This window comes from Streptomyces sp. NPDC001903 (assembly GCF_042891345.1).
Lineage (GTDB): Bacteria > Actinomycetota > Actinomycetes > Streptomycetales > Streptomycetaceae > Streptomyces.
In genome coordinates this window covers 64,588-80,131 of sequence record NZ_JBIASZ010000018.1, presented here as the reverse complement: position 1 = coordinate 80,131, position 15,544 = coordinate 64,588, and the positions used below count along the sequence as shown (strand labels likewise).

14 protein-coding genes are annotated in these 15,544 nt (G+C 71.4%); 4 read left to right on the top strand and 10 right to left on the bottom strand.

All coding sequences use genetic code 11. From position 1 onward, the window contains the following. Positions 1-145: 145 nt before the first annotated feature. From ACFYZS_RS31820 to ACFYZS_RS31790, 7 genes are all read right to left on the bottom strand, one after another. A complete protein-coding gene (locus ACFYZS_RS31820) occupies positions 146-2,362 on the bottom strand; it encodes a hypothetical protein (protein WP_389020132.1) in 2,217 nt (738 codons plus the stop codon). After that, complete coding sequence (locus ACFYZS_RS31815) at positions 2,359-3,072, bottom strand: ABC transporter ATP-binding protein (protein WP_389020129.1); 714 nt, start codon at positions 3,070-3,072, stop codon at positions 2,359-2,361. The genes ACFYZS_RS31820 and ACFYZS_RS31815 overlap by 4 nt, the downstream gene beginning before the upstream one ends. Positions 3,073-3,142: 70 nt before the next feature. Beyond that, the gene (locus tag ACFYZS_RS31810) at positions 3,143-3,418 is read right to left on the bottom strand and encodes a hypothetical protein (protein ID WP_389020126.1); all 276 of its coding nucleotides are present in this window, start codon (positions 3,416-3,418) and stop codon (positions 3,143-3,145) included. 130 nt (positions 3,419-3,548) lie between these two features. Then, positions 3,549-3,887 carry a hypothetical protein gene (locus ACFYZS_RS31805; RefSeq protein ID WP_389020124.1) on the bottom strand — a complete coding sequence of 113 codons (339 nt, stop codon included), beginning with the start codon at positions 3,885-3,887 and terminating at the stop codon, positions 3,549-3,551. 260 nt (positions 3,888-4,147) lie between these two features. After that, positions 4,148-5,824 carry a hypothetical protein gene (locus tag ACFYZS_RS31800; RefSeq protein WP_389020121.1) on the bottom strand — a complete coding sequence of 559 codons (1,677 nt, stop codon included), beginning with the start codon at positions 5,822-5,824 and terminating at the stop codon, positions 4,148-4,150. A 167-nt stretch (positions 5,825-5,991) separates the two neighbouring features. Next, positions 5,992-6,774, bottom strand: a complete 783-nt coding sequence (locus ACFYZS_RS31795) for a DUF4190 domain-containing protein (RefSeq protein WP_389020118.1) — start codon at positions 6,772-6,774, stop codon at positions 5,992-5,994. Positions 6,775-6,968: 194 nt separating this feature from the next. Continuing rightward, positions 6,969-8,126, bottom strand: coding sequence for a hypothetical protein (locus ACFYZS_RS31790; RefSeq protein ID WP_389020114.1), 1,158 nt, complete (start codon positions 8,124-8,126; stop codon positions 6,969-6,971). A 79-nt stretch (positions 8,127-8,205) separates the two neighbouring features. Between ACFYZS_RS31790 and ACFYZS_RS31785 the strand changes: the two genes are divergently transcribed. Beyond that, entirely contained in the window at positions 8,206-8,661 is a 456-nt protein-coding gene (locus tag ACFYZS_RS31785; protein WP_389020111.1) for an RpiB/LacA/LacB family sugar-phosphate isomerase, read from the top strand. A gap of 162 nt (positions 8,662-8,823) precedes the next feature. On the opposite strand, the gene ACFYZS_RS31780 is transcribed toward ACFYZS_RS31785, so the two are convergent. Beyond that, positions 8,824-9,291, bottom strand: coding sequence for an NUDIX hydrolase (locus ACFYZS_RS31780; protein WP_389020346.1), 468 nt, complete (start codon positions 9,289-9,291; stop codon positions 8,824-8,826). A gap of 158 nt (positions 9,292-9,449) precedes the next feature. Here ACFYZS_RS31780 and ACFYZS_RS31775 point away from each other — a divergent pair, with 158 nt between their 5' ends. Further along, the gene (locus tag ACFYZS_RS31775) at positions 9,450-9,845 is read left to right on the top strand and encodes a hypothetical protein (protein WP_389020108.1); all 396 of its coding nucleotides are present in this window, start codon (positions 9,450-9,452) and stop codon (positions 9,843-9,845) included. An 8-nt stretch (positions 9,846-9,853) separates the two neighbouring features. On the opposite strand, the gene ACFYZS_RS31770 is transcribed toward ACFYZS_RS31775, so the two are convergent. Beyond that, on the bottom strand, positions 9,854-10,546 hold the full coding sequence (locus ACFYZS_RS31770; RefSeq protein WP_389020105.1) for a DUF1963 domain-containing protein: 693 nt from the start codon (positions 10,544-10,546) through the stop codon (positions 9,854-9,856). A 291-nt stretch (positions 10,547-10,837) separates the two neighbouring features. Here ACFYZS_RS31770 and ACFYZS_RS31765 point away from each other — a divergent pair, with 291 nt between their 5' ends. Both ACFYZS_RS31765 and ACFYZS_RS31760 read left to right on the top strand, forming a co-directional pair. Continuing rightward, positions 10,838-12,094 (top strand): MFS transporter, encoded by a 1,257-nt coding sequence (locus ACFYZS_RS31765; RefSeq protein WP_389020102.1) that lies wholly within the window; start codon positions 10,838-10,840, stop codon positions 12,092-12,094. Between the two features lie 131 nt (positions 12,095-12,225). After that, complete coding sequence (locus ACFYZS_RS31760; protein WP_389020343.1) at positions 12,226-15,279, top strand: BTAD domain-containing putative transcriptional regulator; 3,054 nt, start codon at positions 12,226-12,228, stop codon at positions 15,277-15,279. 13 nt (positions 15,280-15,292) lie between these two features. Here the strand turns inward: ACFYZS_RS31760 and ACFYZS_RS31755 are convergent, their stop codons facing one another. Beyond that, a complete protein-coding gene (locus ACFYZS_RS31755; protein WP_389020099.1) occupies positions 15,293-15,526 on the bottom strand; it encodes a hypothetical protein in 234 nt (77 codons plus the stop codon). Between the last annotated feature and the right edge of the window lie 18 nt (positions 15,527-15,544).

Below are 15,544 nucleotides of genomic sequence, written 5' to 3'. Positions count from 1 at the left end.
CGTCAGATGGTCATCGCGTGCAGTTCGGCGAACTCGTCGGCGAGCAGAGCCATCATGACGACATCGTGGTGCCGACCGGAGAGGTACACGGGCGCACGCAGTCGGCCCTCCTCCACGAAAGCCGAGCCGAAGGTGGAGCGAGTGGTCAGTCGGCCGTGGGGCGCCAGCGGTGTGTCAGCCGTACCGCGCCGTAGGCGCCCCAGAGCCAGACGAGCAGCGCCATCGCGAGGGTGGTGGCGAGTACGAGGGCCAGGACCGGCCACGAGTGGGTGGCGCCGTCGGAGTAGGAGCCGGCCGTCATGGGTGTGGCCAGCCAGTAGTGCGTGGCCAGGCCGATCAGGGACGCGGCCGCGAGCGGGAGGAAGAGGGTGAAGAACGCGGTGCTGAGGTAGATGGTCCGGTTGCCGGAGAGCACGCTCAGCGCGGTGATCTGGCGGCTGAAGCGGACGAATTCGGCGAGGTTCGAGACCACGATGGAGACTGCGATCACGATGACGGCGAAGGCGCCGAACAGCAGCACCCACAGCCCCTGGCGGTCGTCCAGGTTCGCCGCGGTCAGCCAGGAGCCCGCGATCGTCTCGACCGGCACGCCCATGCCGAGGTGGCGGTTGGCGGCCTCCTTCACCGCGGGTACGGAGATCTGCTGCCCCGGCCGGCCCACGAGCACGATGACGGAACCCTTCGGGGTCTCGGTCTGCCGGGCGAAGAGGCCCTGGCCCGGCGTGTCCCAGCTGTAGAGCTCCTTGACCCGCACGTCCGCGTTCCGCGACTCGACCGGCGCGGGGTGGTCCGGAGTACACGGAAGGGCGAGCCGTTGCAGCGCTTCGCAGGGGCCGCCCAGTTCGGCGGTCCCCTTCGCGTGGTCGACGCTCAATCGCAAGGCCTGGACGCCTGGCGGCAGTTCCCCGAGGAATGCGGGTGGTACCGGCTTGTCGTCCCGTAGCTCCACCAGGACGGCACTGGTCCCCACGCGCTTGACCGTCTGCTGTGCCTGCACCGCCGGACCGGTGTTGCGGGTCACCCACAGCTGGGTCTGTCCGACGAGGACGAACGCGATCACGACACCTGCGGTGAGCCGAACCGTCGCGCCGGGCCAGGCCGCCGCCCAGCGTCCGGAGACGAGGGCGCCGGAGCGGCCCGTACGGCGGCCCAGGGCGGCCAGGCCGTGCCCGGCGGCCACCGCCGCGAGGCCGATCAGCGAGGGCAGGGTGAGGATCGTGCCGCCCACGCCGATGACGTAGATCAGCAGGCGCGTGGGTGGATTCGGAGCCAGTGCGGGCCCCTGCACGGCGATGAACACCATGAACGGGCAGAGGTAGGGCCACCACCGGGGCAGGCGGCTCCGCAGGAGGCGGGGGCGCACGCCCTCGCGGCGGTCCTGCGGGGGATGGGTGAGGACCACGCCCAGCAGGACGAGAGCGGCGGCGAGCAGAGGCGCGGCCATCACGGCCCATACCCACCGGCGTGCATCGGCCGCGGCGAGGGTGTAGCCCACCCAGGGCAGTCGGGTGTCGCCGGAGAGGATCCACAGGCCCGCCGCCACACCCGCGACGGCGCCGATCGCCACCGGGATCGCTGCCTCGCCCGTGTTGACGAGCGCCCGGGCTCGCCGGCCGCCGCCGAGGGCGCCGAGGAGGGCCGTGCGCTGGTCGCGGGCGTCCGATCCGGCCCGCGCGGCGGACACGGACAGCGCCGCCGCCGGAATCGCGCCCATGAAGACGGCTATGCCGATCAGCAGGTAGAGGGGTTTGACGAACAGGCCCTCGCCGATGCCGGAGGGAGAGGGCGCACCGAAGCCGGTGACGGGCCACATCCTGGCGGTGTCGTCGAGGGCCGCGGGCGGGCGGACGTACGCGAACCGCTCCCCCGGGCTGGCCAGCCCTTGTTCCCCGATCGTGCCGGCCAGGGCGCCGTAGCGGGTGGTGATGCCCTCGTCCCGCCCCGCGGCGAGCAGCGCCGGCGAGAGGACCGCCTGGCCCGGCCGTGGCCACGCCGACACCCCGGGTGGCAGCGGCGCGTCGTCGCGCAGGGGCAGCAGGTACACGACCTGGAACTGCAGGTTGTCGACCACGTCGAACGTGGGCCGGTACAGCAGCGACGCGTCCGACGTGCCCGCCCCGGCCGAGGCGTGGAGCGGTGACCGGGCGGCGTCGCGCAGGTCGCGTCCCTCGTACGCGGCGAAGATCAGGGTGAGCGCCGAGATCACCAGCCCTACGGCCAGGGTGGCGCAGGCGAGCGCGACGAACCGGGCTCGCCCGGCCGATGCCTCGCGGCCCGCGGCAGCCCCGACCCGGAGCAACTGCCACCACAGGGGTGCGCGGCGCCCGTTCATCGCGCGGGATGCGCGGGTCGTCCGACTCATGAGGTGCTCCGCGGCCCGGCGGGCGTCCGCAGCTGGCCTTCGACGAGATGCAGTACGCGATCGGCCCGGGCCGCCACCTGCTCGTCGTGGGTGACGACCAGCAGGCCGCACTCCCACCGGCTCGGCACCTGGAACAGCATGTCGGCGACACTGTTGCGGTTCGCGTCGTCCAGGGCCCCCGTCGGCTCGTCCGCGAGCAGCAGCGCCGGCTTGTTGATCAGCGCGCGGGCCACCGCGGTGCGCTGACGCTCACCGCCCGACAGGGTTCCGGTCGAGCGCTCCGCTCCGGGCACGCCCAGTTCGGCCAGCAGCTTCTCCGCGTCGCCGTAGGCGTCATTGCGCGAGGCGCCGGCGAGGAGGCCCGCCAGTGCCACGTTCTCCACCGGCGTGAGTTCCGGCAGCAGCTCGCCGAACTGGAACACCACCCCCGTGTGGGCGCCGCGGTGGCGCGCCAGCTCGCGCCGCCGCATCGGCATGATGTCGGTGCCCGCCACCCTCACCAGCCCCTGTGGCCTCACCAGGCCGAGGGCACATGAGATCAGCGTGCTCTTCCCGCTGCCGCTGGGGCCCATCACGGCGACGGACTCCCCCACCGGCAGCCGGAGATCGAGGCCCTCGAACAGCGTGCGACCGCCGATGGCGTACGTCAGCGACCCCAACTCCAGCGCCGCGGACCCTCGCGCCGACTGCGACCCGGCGTGCTTTCCCATGTTTCCCTACTCACTGAAAGGGCCGTGGGGTTACCGGGACCGGCAACCCCACTCGACGTCCGTGCCGTGATCAGCCGATGCGGTCGATGTCACACCGGTCCGGCTCCCACGACAGGGAAATGCACCCCGCCAGGTACCAGACGGCGGAGCCCGCACCGCTGGTCGCGGTCGTACCCAGGCCGCTCTTGTTGTGGAGCGTGTACCGCCCGGACTCGGCCTGACGTCCGTACTGGACATAAACCGAGTGACCGTCCTGCTTCGTGTCGGTCACGGCGGCACGAGTGTTCGTTCCGTACGAGTAGGCGTGAACCGCGTCGTCCTTGTACGAGTGGATGTCGATCGCCATCGCGGGCGAACTTCCGAGAATTGCCGCCACACCGAGCAGAACAGCGCTCCTCGCTGCCGTCTTCCTGTACCTCACACGCTCCCCCTATGCAGTGAAGTGGATCCGATCCCGTGTGATCCGATATACGGATTCACTCGCGCTTGGAGTCGCAGCTGTCGGGCCAGCCGTCGATGGACACGCACGCCTGGATGACGTAGATCGCGCCGGCGGAGGCACTCGTGATGGTCGTGCCGTTCCCGCTCTTGTTCCACAGCGTGTACAGCTCGGTGCTGGTCTCGCGCTTGTAATTCACATAGACCGGATGGCCGTCCTGCTTGGTGTCACTCACCGCGACACGGGTGTTCGTCCCGTACGAGTAGGCGTGAACCGCGCCGTCCTTGTAGGAGTTGATGTCGTACGCCATCGCCGGCGAACTGCCCAGCAGGGCCACTGCACCCAGTGCTATTGCGGCTGCTCTTTTGATCTGCATACCCACCCCTCGTCGCAGACAGTTATCCCCACCCCTGAGAATGGGGAGCCCGAGGGACGCTACATCTCTGATCGACCAGAGGACGACTCCTATTCGGCACCCGGACGACGAACAGACAAACGCAAGCCTCGGCCCATATGGGGCTACCTGCCGATTGACGGTATTGCGCCAAATCTGGTGAGAGTCGGCTCAGGTGGCTCGAATTGCCCCGGAGCACGGGCCTCCGGCGCGTGGGGTCGGCGCCGGAGGGACTGTGCCGGTCAGACGGCCGGGGCGAAGCCCGTCACCGTGGGGTGCGGGCCGGTCGTGCCCGTGCCCGGGAGGACGGTGAAGGTGCCGGGGGCGTCGGCGGACCACAGGTCGGGCAGGCCGTCACCGGTGAGGTCGCCGTCCGAGCCGATCCGCGGGTGCGCGGCTGCGGAGATGGTGGTCAGGACGGGTCCCGCCGCCGGGTCGGCGAAGGCGGAGAAGTCGGGTGCGTCGGCGGTGCCGGTGACGGAGAAGGCGCGGATCGCGCCGTCCGCCGTGGAGCGGGCCCACAGGGTCGGGAACGCGGTGCCCTGCGCGGGGCCGGGGGTGATCAGCTCGTACCCGGCCCACCTGTCGTCGTTGGGCGAGAGGAGGGTGGACTCCCAGGCCAGTTGGTTGCCGTCACGTTGAGTGAGCCACAGGCGGCCGTTCTCGACGGACAGCAGAGAGCTGTCCGGCAGGATTCCGTCGACCGCCGTGTCGCCCCGGGTCGAGCCGTACGCCGCGATCTGCGTGACCTGGGACCAGTCGGAGCGGAAGCCGTGCTGCGCACAGTCGAGGGCCTCACCTGCTGTGTTCCGGCAGGTGTCGGGCTTGCTGAGGCCTATCGGGCCCTGCTCGGTGAATCGGCCGGCTCCGTCGTTGCGGAACAGGTCGAGTCCGCGGCCGCCCGGGGCGTGCGCCAGGAGGTCGTCGACCTGGCTGTAGCTGAAGGTCCCGCGGTGGGTGTACTGGATCCCCGCCCAGCTGCGGCTGCCATCGGGGGCGGCGAAGCGGCGCGCGCTGGGGGTTACCCGAGGATCGGAGCCGGGCTTGCGCAGGTTGCCGTCGGCGTCCGGGACCAGGACGTCGGGCTTGCCGTCGGCGTCGATGTCGCCGAAGGAGGCCGGGGCGGTGGCCGGTTGGGCGTAGTAGTACAGGGGGGCCGACTGGGAGACGTTCCCGGCGTTGTCCATCGTCTCGAGGTAGACGGCCTGGCTGCCCCAGGTCGGCGGCTTGAGCCTGATGTCGAGCGTGCCGTCGGTGAGGCGGACGACGTGGGCGTCGGTCGCCTGGTCCGAGCAGCGCCAGCCGACGCTCGGGGTCGGGCTCGTACGCCAGCGGGCGCAGGCGATGCCCGAGCCGGTGTCGGCATCGGAACCGTGCAGGGTGAAGACGGCTTCCTCGCCGACCCTCTTGGGCGTCGCGTCCGTCGTCACCTCCGCTGTCGGCGGGGTGTGGTCCACGCGGAAGTAGCACCAGGCCGTGTAGGGGCCGGTCAGCTTTCCGTCCGCGGTACGGGCGCGCCAGGCGTACTGGCCGCCGTCCTTCAGGCGGTCGCGCGGGATGTCCGCGCGGGCTTCGCCGGGCGGCGCCCACGAGGTGGGGTAGTCGGTGCGCGGGCCGCCGTACGCGGTGTCCCAGAGCTGGAACGTCGTGTTCAGCTGGGTGGCCGTCGAGGACGCGGTGGTGACCCGGGCGGTAACGTCCGAGAGGCCGACCCAGCCGGCGCCTGTCCCGGCGTACGGGTCGGTCGCGCAGTCGGAGTAGCGGTCCTCGCCGGCGAAGCCGGGCGTCGGGCTGGTGCGGGGCGCGGTGGTACGGGGCGCTGCCGGATCCGTGTCGGCCGCGGAGGCCGGGGCCGCGGCGAGCGGCAGGCCGAGCGCCACGGCCAGCGCCGCCGTCAGGAGTAAGCGGGCACGTTGCATGTGGTGAGTCCCCCCTGGGAAGGTGATCGGCGATCAGCTGTGATCAGCCGTGAGCAGTCGTGATCACCAGCAGGACTACCAGATGCAACGGACATCGGAACCGCGTTCGACATTCCGCGTGCCGGGCCGCTGCTCCCCCGCCCTGCCTCCCTCAAGCCGGCTGCGGTTCAGGAACCGCCGGTGGCGCGGAGCGAGCCGGTGCTCGGGCCGCTGCTGTCGGCCAGGAAGCAGGTGACTTCGCGGTCGCCGAAGGTCCAGGAGCTGAGCTGGGGGTAGTAGTAATACACGTCCACCTTCTCCGAGGGCTTGGCGTCCTTGCCCACGTAGTCGGCCAGCTTCGTGCCGCCGCACTTCTCCTCGGCGATCGCGACGACCTTGTCCGTGCCCGGGTACGCCCCGTCCTCCAGGTTGAAGACGGCGTACGCCTCCCCCTTGTGGGGCTGGTCGCAGGGGACGATGCGCACCGAGCGGCGGGCCTGGCCGCCGTCCTTGTCCTGGACGCCCGCCAGGTCGTCGTCCATGTTGAAGCAGTCGCCCGTGCGGATGTCGTTCACCTGGCTGGAGCCGGAGCCGGTGACCTGACCAGTGGTGTCGCGCTTCGGCTCCGAGCCGCCGTCCAGCGTTCCGGTGAACCCGAGGACCACGAAGACCGCGTAGAACGCGATCGTCGCGCCGTGGATGGCGATGGCCGCGATGGCCAGGCCCTTGCCCTTCTCACCCTGTTTGCGGATCTGGGACAGGGCGACGATCCCGAGGATCAGGGGGACCAGCGGAATCGCGCAGACGAGCGACATGATGAACGCGACGATGGCCAGCACGTTCGTCTTCTGCGAAGCCCCCGGCGGCGGGTACCAGCCCTGCGGAACGCCGTACTGCCCCGGCTGTCCGTACGGTCCGGGCTGCGGGTACGGCCCAGGGGACGACTGCGGGTGCGGTGGTGGTATCGACATGCGGGGTGGAGCTCCTTGATCAGGGGGTGAAACGCAACCGGCGTTCAGGGATGCCGGATGGCCTTGTCCGGGTCGCCACCGAAGCATGTGGATCCGGGCCGAAAACGGACGAAAGATGTTTGTGTGGGCGGGCTTTGGCTCCGGTGATCGTCTCCGACCCTCGTATCCGTCATGTACACCGCAACCTGCGGAGATTACCAGCGCGGCACCCGCCGTACCTCCGTCGCGGTCGGCATTCCGGCCGCCGGTACGGCGTGGAGGTCCGGGTGGAGGGTGCGGTACACGGTCTCGTTCGGGAGCCGGTACTCCCAGGCCAGTTCTCGCGTGGCCACGCCCGTGATCGGGTGGTCCCGGTAGTAACGGACCCAGTCCGCCCACCGCCAGGTCCGCGTCCCCGTCCCCGTCCCCGTCCCCGTCCCCGTCCCACCGGCCAGTGCTTCCAGCCGCTCCCGCTCCTCCGCCAGGGTCTTGCCGACGTTCTGCGCGTAGCGCCGGACCAAGGTCACGCTGTCGGCCCGCATCGGCGTGTTGTACCCGGCCGGGGAGCGGAACGGGGCCGTCGTACGGGTGACCTGGTCGCCTTCGGCCCAGTCGACGGTGACCTGCCCGGTGTCGTGCAGGGTGACGACCGCGTCGACCGAGGCGTTCCACCACAGCACGCCCTTCCCGAACCAGCCGACCGTCAGAGTCCCGTCGCGCTCAAGCCCGTGCCGTGGCACGGTGCGCTCGGCGAGCTCGTGCGCAGGGACTCCGAGCCGCATGGCGGCCTTCTTCACGGACTTCGCCAGGACCCTCTGCGGGTGCAGGGCGCGGGCGACGTCGTAGTGCAGGGCCCACAGTTCCTCCATCGCCTCCGCACCGGGCAGGTCGCCGAGCGCGGCGAAGGCGGCGCCCGCGATGTCGTGGTCCACCCGGTGGTAGGTGTCCATGGCCTGGGCGTTCTTACGGCCGACCGTGGCGAGGTCGGCGCTCAGCCCCTCGGTGTCCCGACGGAGCCAGCCCGCGGCGAGGAGGAAGCCGATCGCGAGACGGCGCGCCGGGGAGGCCGGCCTGATCATTCCGAGTTCGCGGATCACGTGCTCGGGGTCGTCCATGTCGTGGAACGACCCGCCCCGGGCCAACTCCCGCACCGCGTAGCGGACCAGCTCGTCGGCGCCGTCCGCCTTCAGCAGCGCTTTCGCCCGGCGCTTCCAGGCGGCGTCGACCTTGTACCGCCAGTTCCAGAACCCGTCGGACGTCCCCAGGTGCACGAGCAGCTCACCCAACTCGGGCGACAGGCCGGTGAACCGCTCGCGCGTACGGGTGCTCCAGCTGTTGCCGGGATCGAACAGGTCCGCCACAAGATCATTCATGCCGTGATCCTGCCAAACCGCACTGACATCAACCGGCGGGGAACGGCTCGGCCGTTCCGCGGCCGGTTAGTCTCGGGGCATGCGGATCGCCGTTTCCTCGGACATGGACGAACCCGTGGCGCGCGCACTCCTGGGGCAGCTGCGCGACCGCGGACACGACGTGGTGACGTACGGGGCGCTGCGCCCGGGCGACGATCCGCAGTGGGCAGCCTGCTCGGAGGCGGCGGCCCGCGAGGTGGCCGCCGGGAACGCCGACCAGGCCGTCGTGTGCTGCTGGACCGGTACGGGCGCCTCGATCGCCGCGAACAAGGTGCCCGGCGTACGCGCGGCCCTGTGCGCGGATGCCTACACGGCGGACGGTGCGCGCCGCTGGAACGACGCCAACGTGCTCGCGCTCAGCCTGCGTCTGACTTCGGAACCGCTGCTCAAGGAGATCCTCGACGCCTGGTTCGCCGCCGAGGCGAGCGTGGACGCCGAGGACCGGGAGAACGTGGCGCACGTCGAACGGCTCGACCACACGAGAACCACTCCCTGAAGGGAGGCAGGGACATCGGCGGGGGGGGTCGTGAACACCGTCCGTCAGACCCTCCCCCTGGCTCCGTGCTCGGGAACCTGCCCGCCTGCACGGCGTGCCGACGTGGCGCCGGCGCCGCCCCAACCACAAAGGCATCCAGCAGGTGCGTCGCTGCCCAACTCGTCATCGCACGACGGGCCCGTTCCCCGCTCTCCAGTCATCAATGCGCTTACGGATGCTCGACACCATGGGCAGATTGTCCACCTCGTCCAAAGCGAACCACGCTACTTCGAAGGACTCGTCCGAGGTCCGGAGCGTGCCACCGGTGGGCCGGCCCAGGAGACAGATGGAGAACTCCTGACGTACCTCCCCATCGTCGTAGGCGAACACATGCCCTGGGTTGGTGTACGTCCCGACGATGCCCGTGATCTCGACGGTCACCCCGGTCTCCTCGAACGTCTCCCTGACTGCGCACTCTCCGATGGACTCTCCTAGATCCATCTTCCCGCCGGGCAAAGCCCACATTCCGTTGTCGGTGCGCCGCTGCAACAGCACACGACCACTCTCATCCACGATGACGGCCGAAGCAGCAGGTACCAAGCTGTGCGCCTCGGGAGCGTTGGGATCATCTTCAAAGTCACGCCTGGCCATCAGCTTTTCCAACTCGGCAAGGGTCACGAACGGTTCGCCGTGCCGCCTCCTGGTTGTCGGTACCGGAGTGGGGCCGGGTTTTGTCCGCGGGAAAAATCCGGGCCTCGGCGGTGCGCGTCGTGGCAGCATGCGCCGCATGACGATCATCAGAAAGGTCCGTGCCACGTAGGCGGCCGGGGCGTCTCCGGGGCGCCTGCGCGTGGCAGTACCCGAGCAGGGGCGGGAGGCCGGGCATCGACGGGCTCTCCGGGCGCGCGGTGGCGGAGATCGCCCGCCTCGAACACACCCGGAACCACCTCGAGCCGGGAGACGTCATCCTGGCCCTGGACCGGTGGAAACAGTACGTGCGCGGCCCCAGGCGCCGGATGTGGGACGACTGCGAGTGGGGCGACGTGCACTGGTACTGCTGCGGCAACCCGCTGGAAGGCCGGGCGCTCCTCGACCGCGTGCTGCCGGCCATGACGCCGCGGAGCGCCCGCGAACTCCGGGCGGTCCTCGCGAGGCACGACGCGCTCTGGATCACCCCGTACGCCGGTCTCGCCGATCGGGGCTGAAGGCTCCCTTACGAGCAGTCGAAGCGGTCTGCGTACGGGCGGCCGGGGCACGTGCGGCATTCGAAGAGGTAGACCCCGCCCAGGTCGCCCAGTCTCAGGTCGGCGCCTTCGTAGTCGACATCCCGGTCCTCGACGGGGGTCCAGGTCAGCCGGGACACGGAGTCCGCCTCGGTGCTCTCCACCGTCAGCAGGTGGTCCATCGGCTTGCCGCAGCCGGAGCAGTGCGGCCAGTCCGGGTCCTGGCACCAGCCCGGGTACCCGCCCAGCTTGGTCCCGGGAGCGGTGGACAAGTGGTACTGGTAGTCCCAGCCGGTCTCCGCCTCCACCTGTTCGAAACGCTGCTCCAACTCGTCCCAGAGGCCGTACTGCAGGTCCCAGCTCGGGTACTCCGTGACCAGCTCCGGATGGACGACGCACGGCCTCGGGACCCGTCCGGACCCGACCGGGACGGGTGCCGGCGGCGCCTCGCGGACGTTCCCGACCGCCTTGGCGTTCCGCCAGTGCACTGCTGGGACGACCCATCGGTCCTCGTGATCCCGCGGGCACCAGAGCACCTGGAACAGGTCGCATCCGGGTGGGAACGGTACGAGTCCGAGGGCATCCGCGGCGTGGATCTGGACGACCGGCACCATCGGCGACGCGCGGTGCTCGGGACAGACCGGCCAGGGCTCCTCGGCGGGCCACGACAGCGGGCCGCCCACCGAACTCTCCCGCCGCGTCGGACTCCCGGCACGCGGGTGCAGACGTACGGTCCGCCTCCGAAGCGGGGCCACTTCGGGGAAGTACCGCTCGACGTCCAGGGGCGACGGGGGTGTATGGCGGGTCACCGGCAGCAGCCTACGGATGTGGTCACGGCGGGTGGGTGTTCGCGACGGGCGTGACGTTTGAGCCGAACGGTGAAGGCCGCCTCGTGCGCCGCTGCGGGGGCAAGGGTCACGGCATCGGTTCGTCGATGTGTGGAGGTACCCGTGGGCCTGGACATGAGTCGTGTGATGCGCTCTTCGCCGTACTGGCCGGTGATCCGTCACACGACACTGCGGCGGATCCTGCCGGGGTTCGCCGTCTCCTCGCTGGGTGACGGCATGGCCGTGGTGGCGGTGGGCTGGCTCGCGATCGAGCTGGCACCGGCCGCGGACCGCGGCGTCTGGGTGGCTCTGGCGGCGGCCGCCTACACCCTGCCCGGGGCGGTGGGCGCTCTGCTGCTCGGCCGCTTGCTCCGCCGCCGCGGGCCCGCCCGACTGGCCGGCTGGGACGCGGCGTTGCGGGCCGGCGCGCTGGGCGCCATCCCCGTACTGCACGCCTTCGGCGCGCTCGGCATCCAGGGGTACGTCGCGCTGCTGGCCGTCTCCTCCGTGCTGCATTCCTGGGGGCAGGCGGGCGTCTACACGCTGATCGCGCGGTTGCTGCCGGAGCGCGACCACCTGGCGGGCAACGCCGTGCTGTCGGGGGTGGGCTCGCTCGCCACGGTGGCGGGGCCGCCGCTGGCGACGCTGCTGATCGGGTTCGGAGGTCCGGCGGCGGTACTGGCCGTGGACGCGACGACGTTCCTCGTCCTGGCGGTCACCTTCCTGGTCGCGGTGGACCGGGACGCGGTCCCGGAGCCCGAGGGGGATTCGGCCTCGCGGGCGACCGGGTTCGCGGTGATCCGGCGCATTCCGGCGCTGTCGGGGCTCCTCGCGCTGAGCTTCGTCTTCTTCTTCCTCTTCGGCCCCGTGTACGTGGCGCTGCCGCTGCACGTATCGGACGACCTGGGCGCCTCCGCCAGTGTGCTGGCGGCGTACTACTCGGCGTTCGGCATCGGCGCGGTGCCGGGTTCGGTGCTCACCGGGTTTCTCGGCCGGTGGCGGTCGTGGCCCACGACGGTCGGCATCGTCATCGGCTTCGGTGCGCTGATGCTCCCCTTGGGCCTGGGTGCCCCGACGGCCGTGTCGCTCGTCTGCTTCGGGGCGGCCGGGCTGCTGTGGCCGCCGTACTCGTCGCTGTCGACCGCCCTCTTCCAACGCTCGGCGCCCAGCGCGCTGCTGCCCGAGGTCCTCGCGGCGAGTTCTGCCGTCCGGGTGCTGTCGGTACCGCTGGGCACCGCACTGGGAGGACCGCTGGTGGCCGGCCTCGGCGCGGCCGGGGCGCTGCGCCTGTCCGGTGCGGGCATCGCGCTGGTGGGCCTGGCCGCCGCCGCAGCGCCGGCCTTGCGGGCCGCGCGGACGCGCCGCGAACCGGCGTGTCCGTCGCGATCGGACCGGGAGTCTTGAGTCCCTTCAGCCCCTGCCCCTCCGGCGGGCAGGGAGGCGCGTGCCCCAGCCTGGCCGGTCGTGGCCGAAAGGGCTCGAAAGTCGCGTCTTCGCTGTTCGGCGGGGTGCTCGACGCGTTCGCAGATCGGTTAATGTACGTTTATCAGTTCGACCGTCGCAGTCGCCATCTCAGCATCCGCAATCCTTCCGTGCAGGGTCCCCGGCTCGCGATACGGAATAGTGGTGGTGTCGTGGAAGAGCTCTATTTCACTCTCCTCGGTGATGTTCGGATCGAGCGAAATGGCATTCCCGCCGGTGGCAATTCACCTCAGCAGCAAGCCCTGTTGTGTGCGCTGCTCCTGCGTTCGGGACGCGGGGCCGGGGCACACGAGCTGATCGAGGCCATCTGGGGGGAAGAGGCCCCCGACTCCGCTCTGGCCAATCTCCGCACGTACGCCTGGCGACTGCGCCAGACCCTCGAAGTGGACCGTTCCACTCCGCGGATCCTGGTCTCGATGCGGGACGGCTACCGTCTGGACGCCGCACCGGGTCAGGTGGACGTGCACGTCGCGGAGGAGCTCGTCGTCCGGGCTTCGGAGGCACGCTCCGAGGGCAGGCACGAGGACTGCCGCCTCCTGCTGGCCGAGGCGGGCGGTCTGTGGCGGGGGCAGCCGCTCGCCGGGGTTCCCGGGCCGTTCGCCGCACAGCAGCGCGACCGCCTGTCCGAACTGCGGCTGGCGCTGTCGGAGGAGCGCTTCGAGTGCGACCTGAAGTGCGGGGAGGACACCAAGCTCATACCGGACCTGCGCATCTTCACCCGCGAGCACCCGCTGCGTGAGCGACCGTACGGTTTCCTGATGCAGGCCCTGTACCGCGCGGGGCGGCAGGCCGACGCGCTGGACGTCTTCGGCAGGGCCCGGCAGGTGCTCGCCGAGGAGCTCGGTGTGGACCCCGGCCCGGAGCTGCAGGCCATGCAGCGGCTGATCCTCGCCGGTGACCCCGACGGGGCGTTGCGCGCGCCCGGCTCCTCCGCTCCCGCCGTCGCGATCCCGGGTGCGGACACCGCGGCGGCGGTACGGGATGCTCCCAAGTGGCTGCCCTCGGACACGGCCGACTTCACCGGCCGCAGCGACGAACTGGGGCGGATGTGCGCGGCGCTGTCGGAGCCCGACCGGGACACGCCGCCCGTGGTGTGCGTCACGGGGATGGGCGGGGTGGGCAAGACGGCCCTCGCCCTGCGGGCCGCGCACCGGACCAAGGACCTCTATCCGGACGGGCAGCTCCATGCCGACCTGCGCGGCAGCGAACGGGAACCCGCTGATTCCGGAGCGGTTCTCGGCACGCTGCTCACCGCCCTCGGCGTGCCCACCGAGATGCTGCCCGTGGACACCGACGGCCGGGCGGGGCTGTTCCGCACCGTGCTCGACGGGCGCAGGGTGTTGATCTTCCTGGACGACGCGCGTGATCACGACCAGCTGCGGCCGCTGCTCCCGGGCTCCGCCGAATGCGCCGTGGTGGTCACCTCCCGCTCTCAGCCCGCAGGGCTGCCCACCACGTTGCGCATCGCCCTCGACACCCTTGACGACGTCGAGGCGGGGGCGCTGCTGTGCCAGATCGTCGGGCCCGAGCGGGTGACGGCCGAGCCCGCCGCGGCCTCCGATCTGGTGGTCGCCTGCGGCCACCTGCCCCTGGCCCTGAGGATCGCAGCGTCGAGGCTCGCCGCCAGACCTTCGTGGAAGGTGGCCACGATGGCAGGGCGGCTGGCCGACGAGCACCGGCGCATCGGTGAACTGCGGTCCGGCAGCCTGGCCGTGGCGGCGGCGTTCTCGCTCAGTCATCAGCAGCTGTCACCGGCTGAGGAGCGGGCCTTCCGCGTGCTGGCTCCGCTGGCCCGGCACGGAATCGGCCTGGACGCGGCCGCCGCCGCTCTGGACCTGGACCGGTGGGAGGCGGAGGACACGCTGGAGTCGTTGGTCGACGCCGCCCTGCTGGAATGCCCGTCGCCGGGCCGGTACCAGTACCACGCCCTGGTGCGGTCCTTCGCGCTGGACCTGCCGGGGGCGGAGCTGGTGCCCCCGGCCCTGGCGGACCTGCTCGACCACTACCTGTCCTGCGGCCGAGCGGCGTTCGCGTTGATGGTTCCGGGAGACTCCGCCGATTGCATCCTGCAACCGGCCACGGTGCCCGCACCCGGTTTCGCCGGCCTCGGCGCCGCACGTCAGTGGGTCGCGGCCGAGGCCGAGGGGATCGCCCACGCGGTGCGTCTGGCGGTCGGCGGGGAGAGCGCGGACGAGGGGCTGCTGTCGACGGCCATCGACCTCCTGGTCTCCATCAGTCCGTTCGGCAAGGACATCCCGTACGGAGTGCTCGCGGCGGCTGCCCGTGAGGTGGCGGAGGCCGGGGAGCGGTGCGGGAACGACCGCACCGCGGGCCGCGCCCACTTCGTCCAGGGCAATGCCGCGCTTCAGGACATCCGGCTGGCCGACGCCGCCCGTCATACGGTCGCCGCGGCGGCCGCCTCACAGCGGGCCGGGGACCGGGTGATCCTGTTCCAGACGCTCAACGACAGTGGGCTGACTGCCCAGTTCCAGCACCGGTACCAGGACGCGGTCGCCTGTTACGACCAGGCCCTCGCCCTGGCCCGCGAACTGGGGCAGGCGTCGGGCGAGGTCACCATCGTGCTCAACGGCGCCCTGGCCCGGATCCATGACGGACGCGCCGTCGAGGCTCTGGAGGAGTGCGACTGGGCACTGGCGAAGCTGGCGGACGTGGACGATCCGGCCAGCACCGCCTACGCGCTGTCGCTGCGCGGGCTGGCCCTGCACCGGATCGGCCGGGCCGGGCCGGCGCTCGACAGCCTCCACGCGTGCCTGGAGGTGTGCGCAGCGGTGCGGATGCCCCGGCAGGAGGCGAAGGCGAGGGTCCGGATGGCCGATGTGCTGCGCTCCTCGGGCCGCCCCGAGGAGTCCTTGGAGCAGATCGAACGTGCTCTGGCGTTGTGCGCGGAGCCGGCCGGCAATCGTGACCGCGGTCTGGCGCTGATGACGATGGCCGAGGTGCTCGCCGACCTGGGCGACACGGCGCAGGCCCGTGTCCGTGCCGAGGAGGCCCGCACGGTGTTCGAGCAGCTGGGGCTTCCGGACGCCGCGACGGCCGGGGCCCTCGCGGCCGGTCTCCGTGGGCGGGACCGGGCCGCGGGCGCCTGAGCCGAACGCCCGGTCACTCCTTGCTGTTCCACTCCAGCGGGTCCTCGGTCTTGTCCCCGGCCAGCTCCAGCGGGAACTCGGTCCCCTCGCCCGCGACCGCGCCGTCGGCCACGACGTGGCGGCCGGACGTGTCCTGGGCGGGGCCGGTCGGCAGCGCGGCGCCGCCGAGGACCAGTGCCGCCGCGACGGCCGAGAGGGCCAGGGCGATCGCGGTGCGCGGGGTGGTGGTGCGGGTACGACGGTTCATGAGGGTTCCCCCGAGTGT

Bases quoted from the DNA above. Each gene is read 5' to 3' on its own strand.
- ACFYZS_RS31800 (WP_389020121.1), bottom strand. From the start codon at position 5,824: ATGCAACGTGCCCGCTTACTCCTGACGGCGGCGCTGGCCGTGGCGCTC.
- ACFYZS_RS31780 (WP_389020346.1), bottom strand. From the start codon at position 9,291: ATGGCCAGGCGTGACTTTGAAGATGATCCCAACGCTCCCGAGGCGCAC.
- ACFYZS_RS31785 (WP_389020111.1), top strand. From the start codon at position 8,206: ATGCGGATCGCCGTTTCCTCGGACATGGACGAACCCGTGGCGCGCGCA.
- ACFYZS_RS31755 (WP_389020099.1), bottom strand. From the start codon at position 15,526: ATGAACCGTCGTACCCGCACCACCACCCCGCGCACCGCGATCGCCCTG.
- ACFYZS_RS31790 (WP_389020114.1), bottom strand. From the start codon at position 8,126: ATGAATGATCTTGTGGCGGACCTGTTCGATCCCGGCAACAGCTGGAGC.
- ACFYZS_RS31795 (WP_389020118.1), bottom strand. From the start codon at position 6,774: ATGTCGATACCACCACCGCACCCGCAGTCGTCCCCTGGGCCGTACCCG.
- ACFYZS_RS31810 (WP_389020126.1), bottom strand. From the start codon at position 3,418: ATGGCGATCGACATCCACTCGTACAAGGACGACGCGGTTCACGCCTAC.
- ACFYZS_RS31820 (WP_389020132.1), bottom strand. From the start codon at position 2,362: ATGAGTCGGACGACCCGCGCATCCCGCGCGATGAACGGGCGCCGCGCA.
- ACFYZS_RS31815 (WP_389020129.1), bottom strand. From the start codon at position 3,072: ATGGGAAAGCACGCCGGGTCGCAGTCGGCGCGAGGGTCCGCGGCGCTG.
- ACFYZS_RS31805 (WP_389020124.1), bottom strand. From the start codon at position 3,887: ATGCAGATCAAAAGAGCAGCCGCAATAGCACTGGGTGCAGTGGCCCTG.
- ACFYZS_RS31765 (WP_389020102.1), top strand. From the start codon at position 10,838: ATGCGCTCTTCGCCGTACTGGCCGGTGATCCGTCACACGACACTGCGG.
- ACFYZS_RS31760 (WP_389020343.1), top strand. From the start codon at position 12,226: ATGTACGTTTATCAGTTCGACCGTCGCAGTCGCCATCTCAGCATCCGC.